Source organism: Janthinobacterium glycogeni (genome assembly GCF_051380725.1).
In the GTDB taxonomy this organism is placed as follows: Bacteria; Pseudomonadota; Gammaproteobacteria; order Burkholderiales; family Burkholderiaceae_D; genus Janthinobacterium.
Genome location: NZ_JBNYXP010000006.1, coordinates 431641 through 447162, shown reverse-complemented (window position 1 = coordinate 447162; position 15522 = coordinate 431641). Strand labels below are relative to the sequence as shown.

At 60.7% G+C, this 15522-nt stretch carries 14 protein-coding genes and 1 rRNA gene; 5 read left to right on the top strand and 10 right to left on the bottom strand.

What is annotated here, in order from left to right:
* Window positions 1-583 (bottom strand): 16S ribosomal RNA (locus tag ACQ4W4_RS17155); the annotation flags it as partial.
* Window positions 584-1071: 488 nt separating this feature from the next.
* Here ACQ4W4_RS17155 and ACQ4W4_RS17150 point away from each other — a divergent pair.
* Complete coding sequence (locus ACQ4W4_RS17150; RefSeq protein WP_436543002.1) at window positions 1072-2451, top strand: sodium-dependent transporter; 1380 nt, start codon at window positions 1072-1074, stop codon at window positions 2449-2451.
* Here the strand turns inward: ACQ4W4_RS17150 and ACQ4W4_RS17145 are convergent, their stop codons facing one another.
* From ACQ4W4_RS17145 to ACQ4W4_RS17110, 8 genes are all read right to left on the bottom strand, one after another.
* Window positions 2452-3066 carry a M15 family metallopeptidase gene (locus ACQ4W4_RS17145; RefSeq protein WP_436543001.1) on the bottom strand — a complete coding sequence of 205 codons (615 nt, stop codon included), beginning with the start codon at window positions 3064-3066 and terminating at the stop codon, window positions 2452-2454.
* Window positions 3066-3968, bottom strand: coding sequence for a LysR family transcriptional regulator (locus tag ACQ4W4_RS17140; RefSeq protein ID WP_436543000.1), 903 nt, complete (start codon window positions 3966-3968; stop codon window positions 3066-3068). The genes ACQ4W4_RS17145 and ACQ4W4_RS17140 overlap by 1 nt, the downstream gene beginning before the upstream one ends.
* An 82-nt stretch (window positions 3969-4050) precedes the next feature.
* Window positions 4051-4851, bottom strand: a complete 801-nt coding sequence (locus ACQ4W4_RS17135; protein ID WP_436542999.1) for an N-acetylmuramoyl-L-alanine amidase — start codon at window positions 4849-4851, stop codon at window positions 4051-4053.
* Window positions 4852-4881: 30 nt separating this feature from the next.
* Window positions 4882-5829, bottom strand: coding sequence for an N-acetylglucosamine kinase (locus tag ACQ4W4_RS17130; RefSeq protein WP_436542998.1), 948 nt, complete (start codon window positions 5827-5829; stop codon window positions 4882-4884).
* 94 nt (window positions 5830-5923) lie between these two features.
* Window positions 5924-7585, bottom strand: a complete 1662-nt coding sequence (locus ACQ4W4_RS17125) for a glycoside hydrolase family 10-like protein (RefSeq protein WP_436542997.1) — start codon at window positions 7583-7585, stop codon at window positions 5924-5926.
* 90 nt (window positions 7586-7675) lie between these two features.
* Window positions 7676-8986 carry an MFS transporter gene (locus ACQ4W4_RS17120; protein ID WP_436542996.1) on the bottom strand — a complete coding sequence of 437 codons (1311 nt, stop codon included), beginning with the start codon at window positions 8984-8986 and terminating at the stop codon, window positions 7676-7678.
* 45 nt (window positions 8987-9031) lie between these two features.
* Window positions 9032-9913, bottom strand: a complete 882-nt coding sequence (locus ACQ4W4_RS17115) for an N-acetylmuramic acid 6-phosphate etherase (protein ID WP_436542995.1) — start codon at window positions 9911-9913, stop codon at window positions 9032-9034.
* 402 nt (window positions 9914-10315) lie between these two features.
* Entirely contained in the window at window positions 10316-10585 is a 270-nt protein-coding gene (locus ACQ4W4_RS17110; RefSeq protein ID WP_436542994.1) for a hypothetical protein, read from the bottom strand.
* Between the two features lie 157 nt (window positions 10586-10742).
* On the opposite strand from ACQ4W4_RS17110, the gene ACQ4W4_RS17105 reads away from it, so the two are divergent.
* Window positions 10743-11024 carry a helix-turn-helix domain-containing protein gene (locus ACQ4W4_RS17105; protein ID WP_436542993.1) on the top strand — a complete coding sequence of 94 codons (282 nt, stop codon included), beginning with the start codon at window positions 10743-10745 and terminating at the stop codon, window positions 11022-11024.
* Window positions 11025-11283: 259 nt separating this feature from the next.
* Here the strand turns inward: ACQ4W4_RS17105 and ACQ4W4_RS17100 are convergent, their stop codons facing one another.
* The gene (locus tag ACQ4W4_RS17100) at window positions 11284-12024 is read right to left on the bottom strand and encodes a GntR family transcriptional regulator (protein WP_436542992.1); all 741 of its coding nucleotides are present in this window, start codon (window positions 12022-12024) and stop codon (window positions 11284-11286) included.
* Between the two features lie 226 nt (window positions 12025-12250).
* Here ACQ4W4_RS17100 and ACQ4W4_RS17095 point away from each other — a divergent pair, with 226 nt between their 5' ends.
* The 3 genes from ACQ4W4_RS17095 (at window position 12251) to ACQ4W4_RS17085 (ending at window position 15482) form a co-directional block, all read left to right on the top strand.
* Window positions 12251-13570 carry a serine hydrolase domain-containing protein gene (locus ACQ4W4_RS17095; RefSeq protein ID WP_436542991.1) on the top strand — a complete coding sequence of 440 codons (1320 nt, stop codon included), beginning with the start codon at window positions 12251-12253 and terminating at the stop codon, window positions 13568-13570.
* Between the two features lie 91 nt (window positions 13571-13661).
* A complete protein-coding gene (locus tag ACQ4W4_RS17090; RefSeq protein WP_436542990.1) occupies window positions 13662-14948 on the top strand; it encodes a D-amino acid dehydrogenase in 1287 nt (428 codons plus the stop codon).
* An 81-nt stretch (window positions 14949-15029) separates the two neighbouring features.
* Window positions 15030-15482: a YchJ family protein gene (locus tag ACQ4W4_RS17085; protein ID WP_436542989.1), complete on the top strand. Its 453-nt coding sequence runs from the start codon at window positions 15030-15032 to the stop codon at window positions 15480-15482.
* Window positions 15483-15522: the final 40 nt, after the last annotated feature.

The following is a 15522-nucleotide window of genomic DNA, read 5'->3' as shown; positions in this document are numbered from 1 at the left end:
ACCGCCTGCGCACGCTTTACGCCCAGTAATTCCGATTAACGCTTGCACCCTACGTATTACCGCGGCTGCTGGCACGTAGTTAGCCGGTGCTTATTCTTCAGGTACCGTCATTAGCAAAGGATATTAGCCCTCACCGTTTCTTCCCTGACAAAAGAGCTTTACAACCCGAAGGCCTTCTTCACTCACGCGGCATTGCTGGATCAGGCTTTCGCCCATTGTCCAAAATTCCCCACTGCTGCCTCCCGTAGGAGTCTGGACCGTGTCTCAGTTCCAGTGTGGCTGGTCGTCCTCTCAGACCAGCTACTGATCGATGCCTTGGTAGGCTTTTACCCTACCAACTAGCTAATCAGATATCGGCCGCTCCACGAGCATGAGGTCTTGCGATCCCCCACTTTCATCCTTAGATCGTATGCGGTATTAGCGTAACTTTCGCTACGTTATCCCCCACTCTAGGGTACGTTCCGATATATTACTCACCCGTTCGCCACTCGCCACCAGAGCAAGCTCCGTGCTGCCGTTCGACTTGCATGTGTAAGGCATGCCGCCAGCGTTCAATCTGAGCCAGGATCAAACTCTTCAGTTTAATCTCTGTTACTTTGCCGTTTTACCGGCACCGTCATTGCTGACGGGTCGCTCACTCAAAAAACTGACAGGCCACTACTTTCGTAGCGCCTATTTCATTATTTCTTGTGAACATTTGATATATTTTAAGTTAGACACCAATCCGAAGATTGACGCTGCACTTACATCAAATGCCCACACTTATCGACTGTTAATTGTTAAAGAACTGTATTCGGTTACTGCTTTCGCGCTATTGACAAAGCGTTGTGTTTGTCAGCTGCGAAGAAGGAAGAGTATGAAGCATTTCAGCACAATCGTCAACACCTTCTTTTCTACTACCCAGCCCCTGAAGGCTGTCCCTTTTGTGCCGCAAACTAGTGCGTCTCATTGGGGAGGCGAACTATAGCAAAGCGCCCCGGGAGTAGCAAGACTTTTCCGGGGTATTTGCGGCCAACTGCTACAATTTCGCCCCCTCAGCGCACATTCGCGTCCATCCATAGAAGATTCACCATGAAACAACAAGCTCAAGGATCAGGCCTGACCCTGAAACGAGCTGGCTTTACCACTGGCTTCGGCGTGCTCGCCGCCACCCTCGGTTCCGCAGTCGGTCTCGGCAATATCTGGAAATTCCCTTACCTGACGGGTGCCAATGGTGGCGCCGGCTTCCTGCTCATCTATCTGCTCGCTACCTTATTAGTGGGACTGCCCGTGATGATTGCGGAAATCACCCTGGGGCGCCGTGCCAAGGTCAATCCGATTTCCACCATGGAACAGCTGGCACCGAAGGGCAAGCCCTGGTGGCTGGTCGGCTTCATCGGCATGGTCGCCGCCTTCCTGATCGTCGCGTTCTATTCGGAAGTGGTGGGCTGGGTGTTTGCCTATATCGCCAAGGCCATCGACGGCTCCATCCTCAGCAGCGATAAGCTGGTGACGGAAGCGGCCTTCGCCTCCCTGATCAGCAATCCTTGGCAATCGCTGTTCTGGCAATGGGGCGTGCTGTTGTTTATCGGCGGCATCTTGATGCTGGGCGTGACCAAGGGCATCGAGGCGATTGCCAAGAAACTGATGCCACTGCTGTTCTTGCTGCTGCTCCTGCTGTGCGCGGTCAGCCTGTCGCTCGATAAAGCGGGCGAAGGTCTGGCTTTCCTGTTCCGTCCTGATTTTTCCAAACTGACGGCGTCCGTCGTGCTGACGGCCATGGGCCTGGCCTTCTTTAAATTGTCCGTCGGCATGGGTACGATGATGACTTACGGCAGCTATTTCCGCGATGACCAGAATATCCCCGTCACCACCTTGCGCGTGATGGCGGCCGACCTCGGTGTATCGATGCTGGCCGGCATCGCCATCTTCCCCGCCGTGTTCACGTTTGGCTTCGCTCCCAGCGCGGGGCCGTCGCTGGTATTCATCACCATCCCCGCCGTGTTCTCGCAAATTCCCATGGGACAAGCCCTGATGGTGGTGTTCTTCATCCTGGCCGCCGTCGCCGCCACGGGCGCGATGCTGTCGCTGATGGAAGTGCCCGTGGTGATTTTCCATGAACGCTTCGGCTGGACGCGCACCAAGTCCACCATCGTGACCATGCTGCTGCTGGCCGTGCTCGGTTCCGTATGCGCCCTGAGTAACAGCAGCCTGGCAGACTTCAAGCTATTCAATTTGAATATGTTTGATCTGTTCGACTTCGTCTCGTCGAATATCTTCCTGCCCGTGGGTGGCATCGCGATTGCCTTGTTTACAGGCTGGGCCTGGGGCAAGGACCATTTCATTGATGCAATCGGCAACCATGGCCAGTTGCAGAATAAAACCCTGGCGCATGTGCTGCTGTTCCTGCTGCGCTTTGTCTCGCCTGTGCTGATCCTGATCGTGATGTTGAAGGGATTAAAGGTCTTTTAATCAGAGTACCCGGGTGTAGGTCTGGCGCACCAGCACCCGGTCGCCGCAATCGAAATGCCACCATTCGCTGTTGATGCCGAAGAAGCCCGCCTGAAACATGGCGTCGCGCAACAAGCGGCGGTGTTCCACGTGCTCCTGCGTAATTTCTCCCTTTTCCAGCAAGACCAGCTCCAGCGCCGGATGCGAGCGCTCACTCAAATCATCGAAGCCCGTGCCCATGTCCAGTTCCCGGCCGTCCGGGCCGACGATGGTGATGTCGAGCGCCATGCCGAACGAGTGAATGGAACCGCGCGACGGTTCGGCAATATAGCCAAGCAACTCCGTTCCTTGCAGTGCGTCCCACAATTGCTGCTGCACCCGCTGCGGGCGCAGGGCGTCGAGCACCAAGAGATGATGATCGGGGCGATGCGCAGCCAGCCAGGCCACGGCCCGTTCCAGCGCGGCGGCGGCATCGCGGTGCAGCCAGGCGCAATCGATGGGGCTGTATAAGTCGCGGCCGACGAAATTGTCGGGCGTGGCATAGCGCAAGTCGACGGCGATGCCGGCGATGCTGCTCAGGTGGCGAAATTGCGGATCGCTGCCGACCGCTTCTAATTGCAAACTTGCAACAGACATCAGACTCCTCTTTCCAGGCAGTTGCGCGCCGCCACGCCGATGCTGTCGGCCAGGCGCCGCGCGCCATGCGACAGCGGCGAGTGGCTCGCCGTCAATAAATACAGTTGGATGGGGATGGCTGGCGCCCAGGGACGGCGCTGCAACCGCTCGGGCGAGCCGGAGGCGGCCGTAAACGGGTCGACCACGGCCATGCCGGCGCCCGCTTCCACCAGGGAACGGGCGATTTGATACGTCTGCACCACGGTACTGAAGACGGGATGGATGTCCTGCGCCTCGCAGGCGGCCACCACCAGTTCGCCCAGCGGATCGTTGTCCGCATGGCCGATCAACTCACCGTTCAGGCCATGCGCCGTCAAGGGCGTGCCGCAATCGGCCGCATGCCAGGTACCAGCCGGCGCGATCACCGTCATGACGCCCTGCGCGATCGGTTCGGCCACGATGCCAGGATGGCGCGGGTCTTGCAACGACACGGCCAGGTCCGCTTCACCGAGGCGCAAGGTATTGACGATCTCGCCCGTGTGGTGGGTGGCCAGCTGGCAACGCGTGTGGGGAAAGTCGCGCCGCCATTCCGTCATAGCGAACGGCAAGACGCTGATGGCGAGCGTCGGCGTGGACACCAGGCGGATGGTTTCCACCGAGTGGCCCTTCAGGCTGGCCGCCAGGCGGCGGATGCCCAATAGATCGCGGTTGAGTTTTTCCGTCTCGACAAACAAACGGTGCGCTTCGGGCTTCGGATACAGCTTGCCCCGCACGCGCTCGAACAGCGGCATGCCCAGTTGTAACTCGCAATGCTGCAAGACCTTGGTCACGGCCGGTTGCGAGATATGCAGCACCTGGGCGGCGCCGCTGATGGTGCCAACTTGCATGATGGCGTGAAACACTTCGATATGACGCAGCCGCATGAACTATTCCTTTACCTTGCCGTGGCCGCCTGGGCCGTAACGTTCAGCATATAAGAAAAAGTCATGGGCTGGAACGGTCGTGCTACTTTGTTGCAACAGCCGGGGCCGGCGTCGTCAGCACTTCCAGCAGGGCCGCCGTTTCGCCGTCCGGCGTGCCATCGAACAGTTTATTGCGGTATTTCATCTGGAAGGCGATCAGCACATTGCGCGTCGCTTCATCGAAGACGCCCGTATTCGGCGTCGCATAACCGTGCTGGGCCAGCTTTTTCTGGAACCAGACGGCATCCGGCACTTGCTGCTCAAAAATCAGGCGCTGCGCGGCAACACGATTCGCGTCGGGCCAGACGATCAGGCCCGCATCGGCCAGCTGGCGCCAAGGGAACAATGGACCCGGATCCTGCTTGCGCTGAGGGGCGATCTCGTTATGGCCGAGGATATTTTCCGGCGCGATGTTGTAGCGGGCCTGTATATCCTTGAGCAACGGAATCAGCTCATCGATCTGTGCCTGCGGGAATGGATACCAGAGGCGGCCTTCCGGCGTGTCCTTGTAGCCGGGGTTGACGATCTCGATGCCGATCGAGCTGACATTCAACTGTGTATAAGTCTTCCAGTTACTCACACCCGCGTGATTGGCCTGGCGCGATTCGTCGACCAGCACGTAAAACTTCGGCTTATCCGTGTCGGTCAGCAAGTAATGGCTGCTGACCACTTGTTCCGTCAGGATCTTGATCGAGCGGGGCAAGTCGCTGACCGTGTAATGGATGACGATGAATTTCACGCGCGGGCTCTGGCTGCGCGCCGTCAAACTGTGGTCGAGGTGCGGCGCGGGCGTGGTACAGGCGGAGAGCAGGGCCACCAGCAGGGCGAGGGCGATTTTTTTCATGAAAGATCCGTGTTCGGGTTAATAAAATAGTCAGTCTTTGCCGGTGTCCTGGCTGGCTGCCCGGGCCGCCAGCTTGGCTGCGGTCTCATGCGAACGGGCAACTTTTTGCTCCATTCTCAACGATACAGGCAAAGCGGCGCGCATGGCTGCCGCGATGGCCGGGTGCAATTGCGCCGCGCGGCCCGCCAGCACAACGGGACGGGGACCATAGCGCGCCGTCAGGGCCAGCGCCAAACGCGCCAGTTCCTGTCCTGCGCGCTGCAAGATGTCCAGCGCCAGCGGGTCGGTGTCCCCACTGGCGGCCACGGCCAGCGCCAGCCGGCCAATCGCGCCCCGGTCCTGGCCATACATGAAGGCGCGCGACAGCGACCAGTCGCTGCCGCCCAGTTGCGTAAATACGGCTTCGGCCATGGGCGAACTTTGCCAGCTGCCGGGCGCCTCGTCTTCGCGGCGCCAGATGTGGCGCAAGGCTTCGCGCGCGATCCAGTAACCGCCGCCGCCATCGTCAAGCAGCACGCCACGCCCGCCCGCGCGGTGAAACACGCCATCGGCATCGATCCAGGCGGCAATCGAGCCCGTGCCAGCGTAGACCAGATAACCTTCGCCTGGTTCAAAACTGTCGCGATAGGCGATGTCGATATCGTTGCCGACGCGGATGTCGCCGGCGTCCAGCGCCAGCAAGGCGGACAACATTTTCGCCAGCACAACATCGTCGCCGCCAAAACCCGTCAAACCCGCCACCACGGCGCGCGGCGGGCCGACAGCCAGCACTTGCTTGCACAATGTGGCAAACGTGGCGTGCACGGCGGCGCGGCCCGCATCGCTGCCCATTTGCAAGGCAGACAAGCCTTCGACGGCGCCGTCGGCCACGATGGCACCGTCCGCATTGGCCAAGGCCCAGCGCGTCTGCGTGCCACCCGCGTCGATGCCCAGCCCGAGCACGGCAGTATCAGTATGAGTTGCAGGGGAGGAAATCATGGCATGAGTGTAAAGCCAAGCGGTGCTTGCAGGCATGAAAGCTTGCGCATGTTTCATGCCTGCAGGTTATGGACTAGCGATGAATGTTCAACAATTACTTGGCGGGGACCGTAAACGGCGCACGCACGGTGACGCGAGGGCTTTCATTGCCGAGGCGGTCCACGGCGCTGACCACCACCGCATTGACTTTACCAACGGCATCGTCGACCAGGGTCAGCTCACCCTGCACGCCCGTGACCACGGTAAAACGCCAGTCTTCGCCGTAGCGGGCCCAGACGGCGTATTGCGCCACGGCTTTACCGCCGCCCGCCGTCAACTTGACGTTCAGGCTGGTGGAATCGCGGCGCAAGGCCAGCACCGGCGTGCCCGGTGCTTCCTTGCCCAGCCATGGCGTGGCAGGAATCAGGGCAGGGCTTTGATACACGGTCGCCTTGAGTTGCTCGCTGACACCCTTGCGGTTCTGCATCAGTGGCGCCATGCTGAAATGCACCTGACCATTCGCGCCGGGGCGCGTGCGCGTCACTTCGATCTGCTTGATGATCTCTTGCGGCGTGAAGGACTTGGCGGAATTGTCGATGCGGCTCGTATATAAGCCCGGCCACACATGGCGGCCATACGGGTTTTGCGCCAGCCAGTAGTCGAGCAGCACGCCAAACGCCTGTGGCGCCTGCGCCACAGGCCAGTACAGCTGCGGCGACAGATAATCGAGCCAGCCCTTGGCCAGCCACAGTTCCGCATCCGCATACAATTTATCGTACTGACTGAAGCCGACGATGCCGGCAGGGCGGCGATCGGGACGGCCGATGCCGAACGGGCTGATGCCGAAACGCACCCAGCTCTTTTCGCGGTGGATGCCTGTATACAAGGCTTCAATCAGCTGGTTGACGTTCTGGCGGCGCCAGGAAGCGCGGTCCAGCTGGCCGCCGGCCAGCAGATATTGCTGCCAGGAAGGTTCATCGGGAAACGGCAGTTCGCGCTTGGCGCCGCCATTGCCCGCGTCCAGCGCGGCCGTCTCGGCCCCCGCACCGGCGCCAGGCGCGTCGATCGGATACGGATAAAAGTAGTCGTCGATGTGCACGCCGTCGATATCGTAGCGGCGCACCACGTCCAGCACCACGTCCGTCGTGTGCTTGGACGCGGCGGCGTCGCCCGGGTCCATCCACAGGTAGCGGCCGTATTGCTTGACGGACGCCGGGTTGGTGGACGCGAAACTGTCGCGCGCCAGCGGCGACTTGGCCGTCGCGTGACGGGCCCGGTAGGGATTGAACCAAGCGTGCAATTCCAGGCCGCGCGCATGCGCCTGCGCCACCCAGAAGGCCAGCGGGTCATACATGGGCAATGGCGGCTGGCCTTGCTTGCCCGTCAGGTATTCCGACCATGGCTCCAGTTGCGACGGGTAAATCGTATCGGCGCTGGGCCTTACCTGCAGCACGATCGCGTTCAGATTCAAGGACTTGGCGCGGTCGAGGATGGCGATCGCTTCCGCTTGCTGCTTGGCGACAGGCAAATTGCTGCGGCTGGGCCAGTCGATATTGGCGACCGTGGAGACCCAGGCGGCGCGGAATTCGCGCGGCGCCGGCGGCGGCACTTCGCCCGTGATGTGCTGCACGGGCGGCACGGCCGGCAAGCCCGCTTCGCCTGGCGTCACTGCGGACGGCATCCTGGTGCTGGTACAGCTGCTGAGCAATGTGGCGGTGGCCAAGGCGGCCAGCACGCCAGCCGTGGCGCCCAGCCGTTTTTTGAAAGTAGACAACAAAACAATTCCTTGCAGTGGTGAAGCGCAGGTCGATCGGTGGGGCATTTTACTGTGCGCCCGCCATCCTTGCGGGCGCACGGTTCAAAAGAATCAGGCCTCTGCCTTCTTGCCGAATTCGGGATCGATCTTGACCAGCGCGGCCATGATGAAAGCGGGAATGGTGGCGATGCAGACCCAGATGAAGAAGTGCTGGTAGCCGAGCATTTGCTGTATCCAGCCGCTGGCCATGCCCGGCAGCATCATGCCCAGGGCCATGAAACCCGTGCAGATGGCGTAATGGGCCGTTTTATGCGCGCCATCGGAGACCATGATCATGTACAACATATAGGAGGCGAAGCCGAAGCCATAGCCAAATTGCTCCAACGCAATGCCAGCCGCGATCACATAGATATTGCTGGGCAAGGCGCTGGCCAGGTAAACGAAAACCAGGTCGGGCAAGTGGACGGACAGCACCATGATCCACAGGCAGCGTTTCAAGCCGAAGCGGGAAATAATGAAGCCGCCCAGCAAGCCGCCCAGGGTCAGGGCGATGACGCCGATGGTGCCGTAGACGAGGCCCACCTGCTCCGTGCTGAGGCCCAGGCCACCCTTGGTGACAGGGTCGAGCAGGAAGGGCGCGGCCAATTTGAGCAGTTGCGCTTCGCCCAGGCGGAACAGCAGCAAAAATCCCAGGATGACGACAATATCTTTCTTCCTGAAAAACGCGGCAAAGGTGGCGATGAACTCTTGCAACGGAGAAATACCGGCGCCCTGAATGCTGGGGCGGTCGTCCTTGGGTTTCGGCAAGACAAAATAGTGGTACAGGAAGAGGGCGATGAACAGGCCTGCCAGAATCGCGAACACGACGGACCAGGCCAGCTGCACATTGCCCGTCGCATGCGTCAGGTAGCCGGCCAGGTACACGAGGCCGCCCTGGCCGGCGATCATGGCCAGACGGTAAAACGTGCTGCGCACGCCCACAAAAGCCGCCTGCTGGTGCTCTTCCAGGCCCAGCATATAAAAGCCGTCGGCGGCGATGTCATGCGTGGCGGAACTGAACGCCATCAGCCAGAAGATGGCCAGGCTGATCTGGAAAAAGTGGGGCAGCGACGTCGTCAGGGCCACCAGCGCCAGCGCGGCGCCGATCACCAGCTGCAAGCCGACGATCCAGAAACGCTTGGTGCGGTACATATCGATGAAGGGCGACCACAGCGGCTTGATGACCCAGGGCAAGTACAGCCAGCTGGTATACAGCGCGATATCCGTATTGGAAAAACCGTAGTTCTTGTACATGATCACGGACAAGGTCATGACCACTACATAGGGAATACCCTGGCCGAAATACAGGGAAGGGATCCACAGCCACGGCTTATTTGACGGCTTATGCGCGCGCGCCGGGGCGGGTTGTTTCACTAGCTCCATACATCCTTCTTTGTCTCCCAGACAGAAGAATGCCGCGCCTTCGGATCACGCCGCCAGTGCCGCCCGCACACTGCCGTTCGCGCCGGCCAACAATGCCTGTGCCTGGTTTGTATTGATTTTTTTAATCAAGGCGACAATCGCCACCTTGACGTGATAGTGGCATTGCTCCAGCACGGTCCTGGCCTGCACTTCGCTGGCGCCGGTGGCATGCATGGTCAGACGCACCGCCCGCCAGATCAGCTTGGCGTTGGTCGGCTTCAAGTCTACCATTAAGTTTCCGTAAGTTTTGTGCAAACCGACCATCAGGGCGCTGGAAATCGTGTTCAGGGTGATTTTCTGCGCCGTGCCCGCTTTCAAACGCGTGCTGCCGGAAATGACTTCCGTGCCTGTGTCGAGCACGATGCCGCATTGCGCCTCGTGCGCCACGGGAGCGTCCACATTGTTGGCAATGCCTATCGTCAAGGCGCCGGTCTTGCGCGCGGCCAGCAGGGCGCCCAGCACGTACGGCGTGGCGCCGGAGGCGGCCAGCAGGATCACCACGTCATTGACTTGCGGCAACAGTGCCAGCACATCGCGCTCGCCTTGCTGTGCATCATCTTCCGCCCCTTCGACGGCCGCAAACATGGCGCCCGCACCGCCGGCCAGGATGGCGACGGCCCGTTCGGGCGGCCAGGAGAACGTGGGGGTCAATTCAACGCTGTCGAGCACGCCCAGGCGTCCCGACGTTCCCGCGCCGACATACAGCAGGCGTCCGCCGGCGGCGATGCGGGGCAGGGCGGCCGTGATGGCGGCCCCGATTTGCGGCGAGGCCAGCCGCACGGCTTCGACGGCCCAGAACTGGTCATCGACCAGCGCCGCCACCAGTTGCTCCACCGGATACAGGTCCAGATCCAGATGCCGCCGGCTCGGGGTTTCAGTTTTCAACATGATTTTCGAACATGGTTGAAGGTGAAACCAGTTTAATACCAACGAGCGGGATCAACCATGAAAGCTTGGCGGGCGGGCATAACGGGAGCTTATGGGTCGTACAGGGGCAACCGGTTTGTGCCAAATCCCAATACAGTCAGTACCCTGCTGTCGACAATATATGCCGCACCAGCGAGCTCGTAGGGATCACGTGGCCAGGAACAACCGCTTTGCCTTACATTTCAGCCGCCGGCTCGGCGGTAGTTAGCTTCACGTACTGAACGTTAAGAGTCTTCACGTCCTGGTACCGAAGCACGAAAGAGTCGCCATCCATGTTGTAGAACCGCTCCTCGCTGGCGCCACCTTCCTGTGAAGTCATACTTTTATCAGCACTCAACGGACGCCTTGCCACTCCCTGCAAGATCAAGCGATCAAGGTTACCTTCTGAATCAAAAAAAAGTCATCCAGTACGCCAACATAGAGCACCGCATCCTTCGCCACTTCTACAATTGCCGAGATCATGATGAGGTCGGGCTTTTCGTCCTGTGAAAAATCGGCTCCAGTCAACAGGTAGTACCAAGGCGCGTCGTGAAACCGGAAGATCGAACTAAAGCGGGCAGTCGCACGGTCCAACCGATGTTTCGCAATTTGAGAACGTAAAACAATGGGAGCGACAAGTGCAGCGAGCAGCAAGCTGCCGAAGTAGCTCGCTATCCACCCGAAAACGTGGAGTACTACGCGTACTTCGATACGGCGGTAAACCAGTTGCCGAATTTGTTAATTCAGGGACCCGGAGTCAAGTCGGAACCTGCCCCAACTCGTCATGCGGACGGGATACACGCGGGAGCAAGTGTCGCAGCTGAGCAAGAGCTTCCATACCTACGTCAACGAATACCGTATTGCCAAAGCCAATCAATTACTAACTGACAAACGGCAACTGAACATGGATACCGTTGCCGTGCGCTGCGGGTTCCATTCCAGCCAGACTGGCAAGGGCAAGGTGCCCACCTCCTTCCCCGATGCGTTTCTCGTTTCTCAACAAGGAATCGCCGATATACAAGGCCTATCCCTTTTCGGCAGAAGCCAGCATCAAGCACCATGGCGGCATATTCCGGCACGGCGCCAACGGTAAGAGTCACGTCGAGGTCGATGGCCGGCTAAGTAGGTCGTGGAAAATTATTGTGAAGTTATGACGAACAGAGCCGGATGCGCTGCAAGGCGCCCGATGCGACGCAGTGCGGGCACTGCTAGGAGCGGGCAACGCCGCAGGGCGCCGGTTATGGAGGTCAGAAATCACAATAATTTATTGCGACCTACTTAGTGACGGGCATGAGCTGGGAATCGTCCGTTGGCGTGGCGGAATCCATGATCCGCCTCATCGAGCAATAAATTTACGGCGCGCGGCGCATTTCGGCCACGAAGTCGTAATGGTCGCTGCGGCAATACGAGTGCGTCAGTTCCACCGCCTCGCCCGTTTCCAGGTAGGCGATGCGCGTGATGAACAGCACGGCCTGGCCATCGGGGATACCCAGTTGCTGGGCCAGCACGTCCGTCGCATTCATGGCGCGGATGTGCTGCAAGGCGCGCACGGGAGCTTTCTTGATACTGCTCAAGTATTCATACAGCGAGTCGCCCATGGCGGCCGGGTCCGGCACCACGCTGAAGGGCAGCACGCTCACCTCATACGCCATCACCACGTCGTCGGCCAGGCGCAAGCGCTCGAGGCGCGCCACTTTCGTGTTCTGCGCCAGGCCCAGGCTCAGCTGTTCATCGCTGCTGGCGATGACGACTTCACGCTTGAGCCAGCGCGAACCGGGGCGGTAGCCACGCTGCTGCAGCTGTTCGGAAAAGCTCGACAGGTTCGACAGCGGCTGCTCGATGCGCGGGGCAATATAGTTGCCCGAACCGCGGCGGCGCACGACGAGGCCTTGCTCGACGAGCTGGTCGATGGCCTTGCGGGCAGTCACGCGCGATACGTCGAGCAGTTCGGACAGGGTACGTTCGGATGGCAGGGCCTGGTCTACCTGGTAGCGGCCATTGCGTACGTCATCGCTCAGCTTGCGGGCGATCTGCATATATAAAGGCGAATTGTCATTTAAATCGACCTTGAGTTCTACGCTGGTCTGGCTCATACAGTTCTCCTTGTCCTCCTAGTGTAATAGCGATGGCGCTTGCGCGTAGCCCGTCGACCCATGAATAAATGGAAAATGACCATAAATAACGGTTATACACTTAAAAAAACGATGTTTTACCGTACGTATAGCTTTGCATTATAGATAAATAAGCAATTTTCATTAGCCTGGCAAACGATCCCGCCCTATGCTGGCGATGCCTCCACCACACTGAGAAACAGGGAACATGCACAATAAAATGACGGGTTTGCTGGGCTTGCTGCTGCTGGGCACAACCTGGAGCGCGCTGGCCGCGCCGCCCGGTAGCGGCAAGGACCAGCAGCGCGCGCTCGATGCGGCCCTATCCGCCATCGTCGATGATGCGGCCCACCCGCTGGCCAGCCTGTCGGTGCTGGCCATTCGCCATGGTAAGGTGTCGTATCAGCAACAATTTGGCTACCGGCACATCGGCGCCACGCCGGCGGAGCATTTACCAGTAACACCGGACACCCTGTTCCGCATCGCTTCCGTCTCGAAGATGATGACGACCCTGGGCCTGATGCGGCTGGTCGAGCAGGGCAAGCTGAGCCTGGATCAGGATGTGGGCATCTACCTGGGCTTTTCCCTGCGCAACCCGCATTTCCCCCAGCAACCGTTGACCTTGCGCAGCCTGCTCAGCCACACGTCCTCGCTGCGCGACGCGGGCGGCTACTCGTGGGGACCGGAACGCAGCCTGCGCGACGTGTTTACGGCCGGCGGCGACACGATCTGGGATGCCAACGCGGCACCCGGCAGTTACTTTACCTATTGCAACCTGAACTGGGGCGTGATCGGCACCGTGATGGAAAAAGTCACGGGCGAGCGCTTCGACTTGCTGATGCGGCGCCTGCTGCTCGATCCACTCGATGTGCGCGGCGGCTACCACCCGGCGGCATTCACCACGGATGAGGTGGAGAACACGGCCACCCTGTACCGCAAGCGCACGCTCGAGACAGAACAGTGGCGTCCGGCAGGCCCCTGGATCGCCCAGGCCGACGATTTTTACCAGCGCCCGCCTGCCGGCATCGGGCGTTATGTGATCGGCAGCAACGCCACCGTCTTCAGTCCCACGGGCGGCTTGCGCATCTCCGCCGCGGGACTGGGCAAGATCATGCAGATGCTGCTCGACGGCGGCCGCTACCAGAATCAGCAGCTACTGCAGCCAGCCAGAATCGCCCTGATGTTTGGCCGCCAATGGCAGCTGGCACCCGATGCCCGCAATGGCGACAGCGAGCGGGGCCTGTACCGCGCCTGGGGTCTGGGCAACCAGCAGTTCGATGCGGTGGCAGGGCAGGGCAACAGCCTGGTCGAGGGCGCCAGCTTCTCCGCCGTGGGCCACCTGGGCGACGCGTATGGCCTCGTCTCCGCCTTCGTGCTCGATTTCAAGCACAGGAATGGCATGGTGATGCTGGTGGGCGGCACGGGCAGCGATCCGGAGCGCTATCCGGGCACGTATTCCGCCATGGGGCGCAGCGAGGAACGGATACTCACCACCTTGTATCGTGGCGCGATTGACAAGCATGAATGATTTGCACAAAAACAGTGCATTCCTGAAAGTTATGGCTGCACCATGATGTTTCATTGGCTCCCGTGATGGCCAGCCTCTAAGCTCTCATCGAATGCTCCCGCACCATGGGAGCGCAACGCAGCGAGGCAACATGCAGCAACAAGTCATCATCATCGGCGGCGGCATCGTCGGTCTGACATCGGCCTGGTGGCTGGCCGAGGCCGGCTACAAGGTCACGGTACTGGAACGCAATGAACAGGTGGCGATCGCCGCCAGCTACCGCAATGGCGGCCAGCTCAGCTATCGTTATGTGGCGCCCCTGGCGGACGCGGGCGTGCCTTTCAAGGCCCTGCAATGGTTGTTGCAGAAAGACGGTCCGCTGCGCTTCCGTCCCGAAGCGGACTGGCGCCAATGGCGCTGGCTGGCCAGCTTCTTGCGCAATTGCAATGCCGCCAGCAATGCCCGCACGACGGCCAAGCTGCTGCAGCTGGGCGAATGGAGCCGCGCCGGCATGGCGCAGCTGGAACTGACGGTGCCGCCCGAAGCGTATGCCTGGCGCGATGCGGGCAAGCTCATCGTCTACCGCACGCCCGCCATCTTCCAGCGGGCCGTGGCGCGGCCGGAATCGGAAGAAGCGCGCATCGTGCTGTCACCGGCAGAAGCCGTACAGCGCGAACCGGCGCTGGCCGCCTTGCAGGGCGCGCTGGCGGGCGGCATTTTTACCGAGGGCGAAGCGGTGGCCGATTGCCACGCCTTTTGCCTGGCGCTGGAAGCGCGCTTGCTGCAGCATCCGAATTGTTCACTCCTGTTAAAAGGCGAGGCGCGCCGTCTCGTCACCCACAAAGGCAAGATCACGGGCGTCGACACCAGCCTGGGTTTGCTGCAGGCGGATCACTATGTGCTGGCGGCCGGCATCCAGAGCCGCGACCTGGCCGCCACGGCGGGCATTTACCTGCCCCTGTACCCGCTGAAAGGCTACAGCCTGACGGCGCCCATCCGCGCGCAGCACCGGGCGCCCGAGATCAGCATCACGGATTTCGAGCGCAAGGTGCTGTATGCGCGCATCGGCAGCGACCTGCGCGTGGCCGCCATGGTCGACATGGTGGGCGCCGACAACAGCATCGATTGGGGCCGCATCGCCGGTCTGACGCGGCTGGCGCGCGAAGCCATGCCGCACGGCGCCGATTACGACCAGGCCACGGCCTGGGCCGGCCTGCGCCCCGCCACGCCGAACAGCGCGCCGCTGGTGGGCGCCAGCAAAGTCGCCAATTTGTGGCTCAACGTGGGCCATGGCCCGCTGGGCTTTACCTTCGCCGCCGGCACGGCGCGCATCCTGGCCGACCTCATGGCGGGCAAGGCGCCGCCGTTCGCGCTGGACTTCCTCAGCCCGAAAAAATAAGCGCAGCAGCGGCAGCGGCGACCGGCGCCGCCGATATGGCGGATAATTGCGGAACTTTCCTGTTCCCCTATCCGTCACCGCATGTCCACACCTTCGACATCTTCCGCCTGCCCCTGTGGCGGCGACTCCTACGCCAGCTGCTGCGGCCCGTATATCGCGGGCGACGCCTTGCCGCCCACGGCCGAAGCCCTGATGCGTTCGCGCTACACGGCGTTTACCTTGCGCGACGAACCCTACCTGCGCGCCACCTGGCATGCCAGCACCCTTCCCGCCGACGCTTTATTTGCGGAAGAAGAAAAAGTGTACTGGCTGGGACTTGAGGTAAAATCTGCTTTACGTTTACGTCAACGTAAAGCAGAATCAGCAGATCAAGCCGAAGAGATACACCGCGATACCGTCGAATTCGTGGCCCGCTACAAGGTCAACGGCCGCGCGCACCGCCTGCATGAGGTGAGCCGCTTCGTGCGCGAAGCGGGCGAGGGCGGCGATGGCACGCTGCGCTGGTTTTATCTCGACGGCAGTTTTCCCGAATAGCGCGACCCGAGAGACCGGGCGATAATAAAAAGGAACCGCA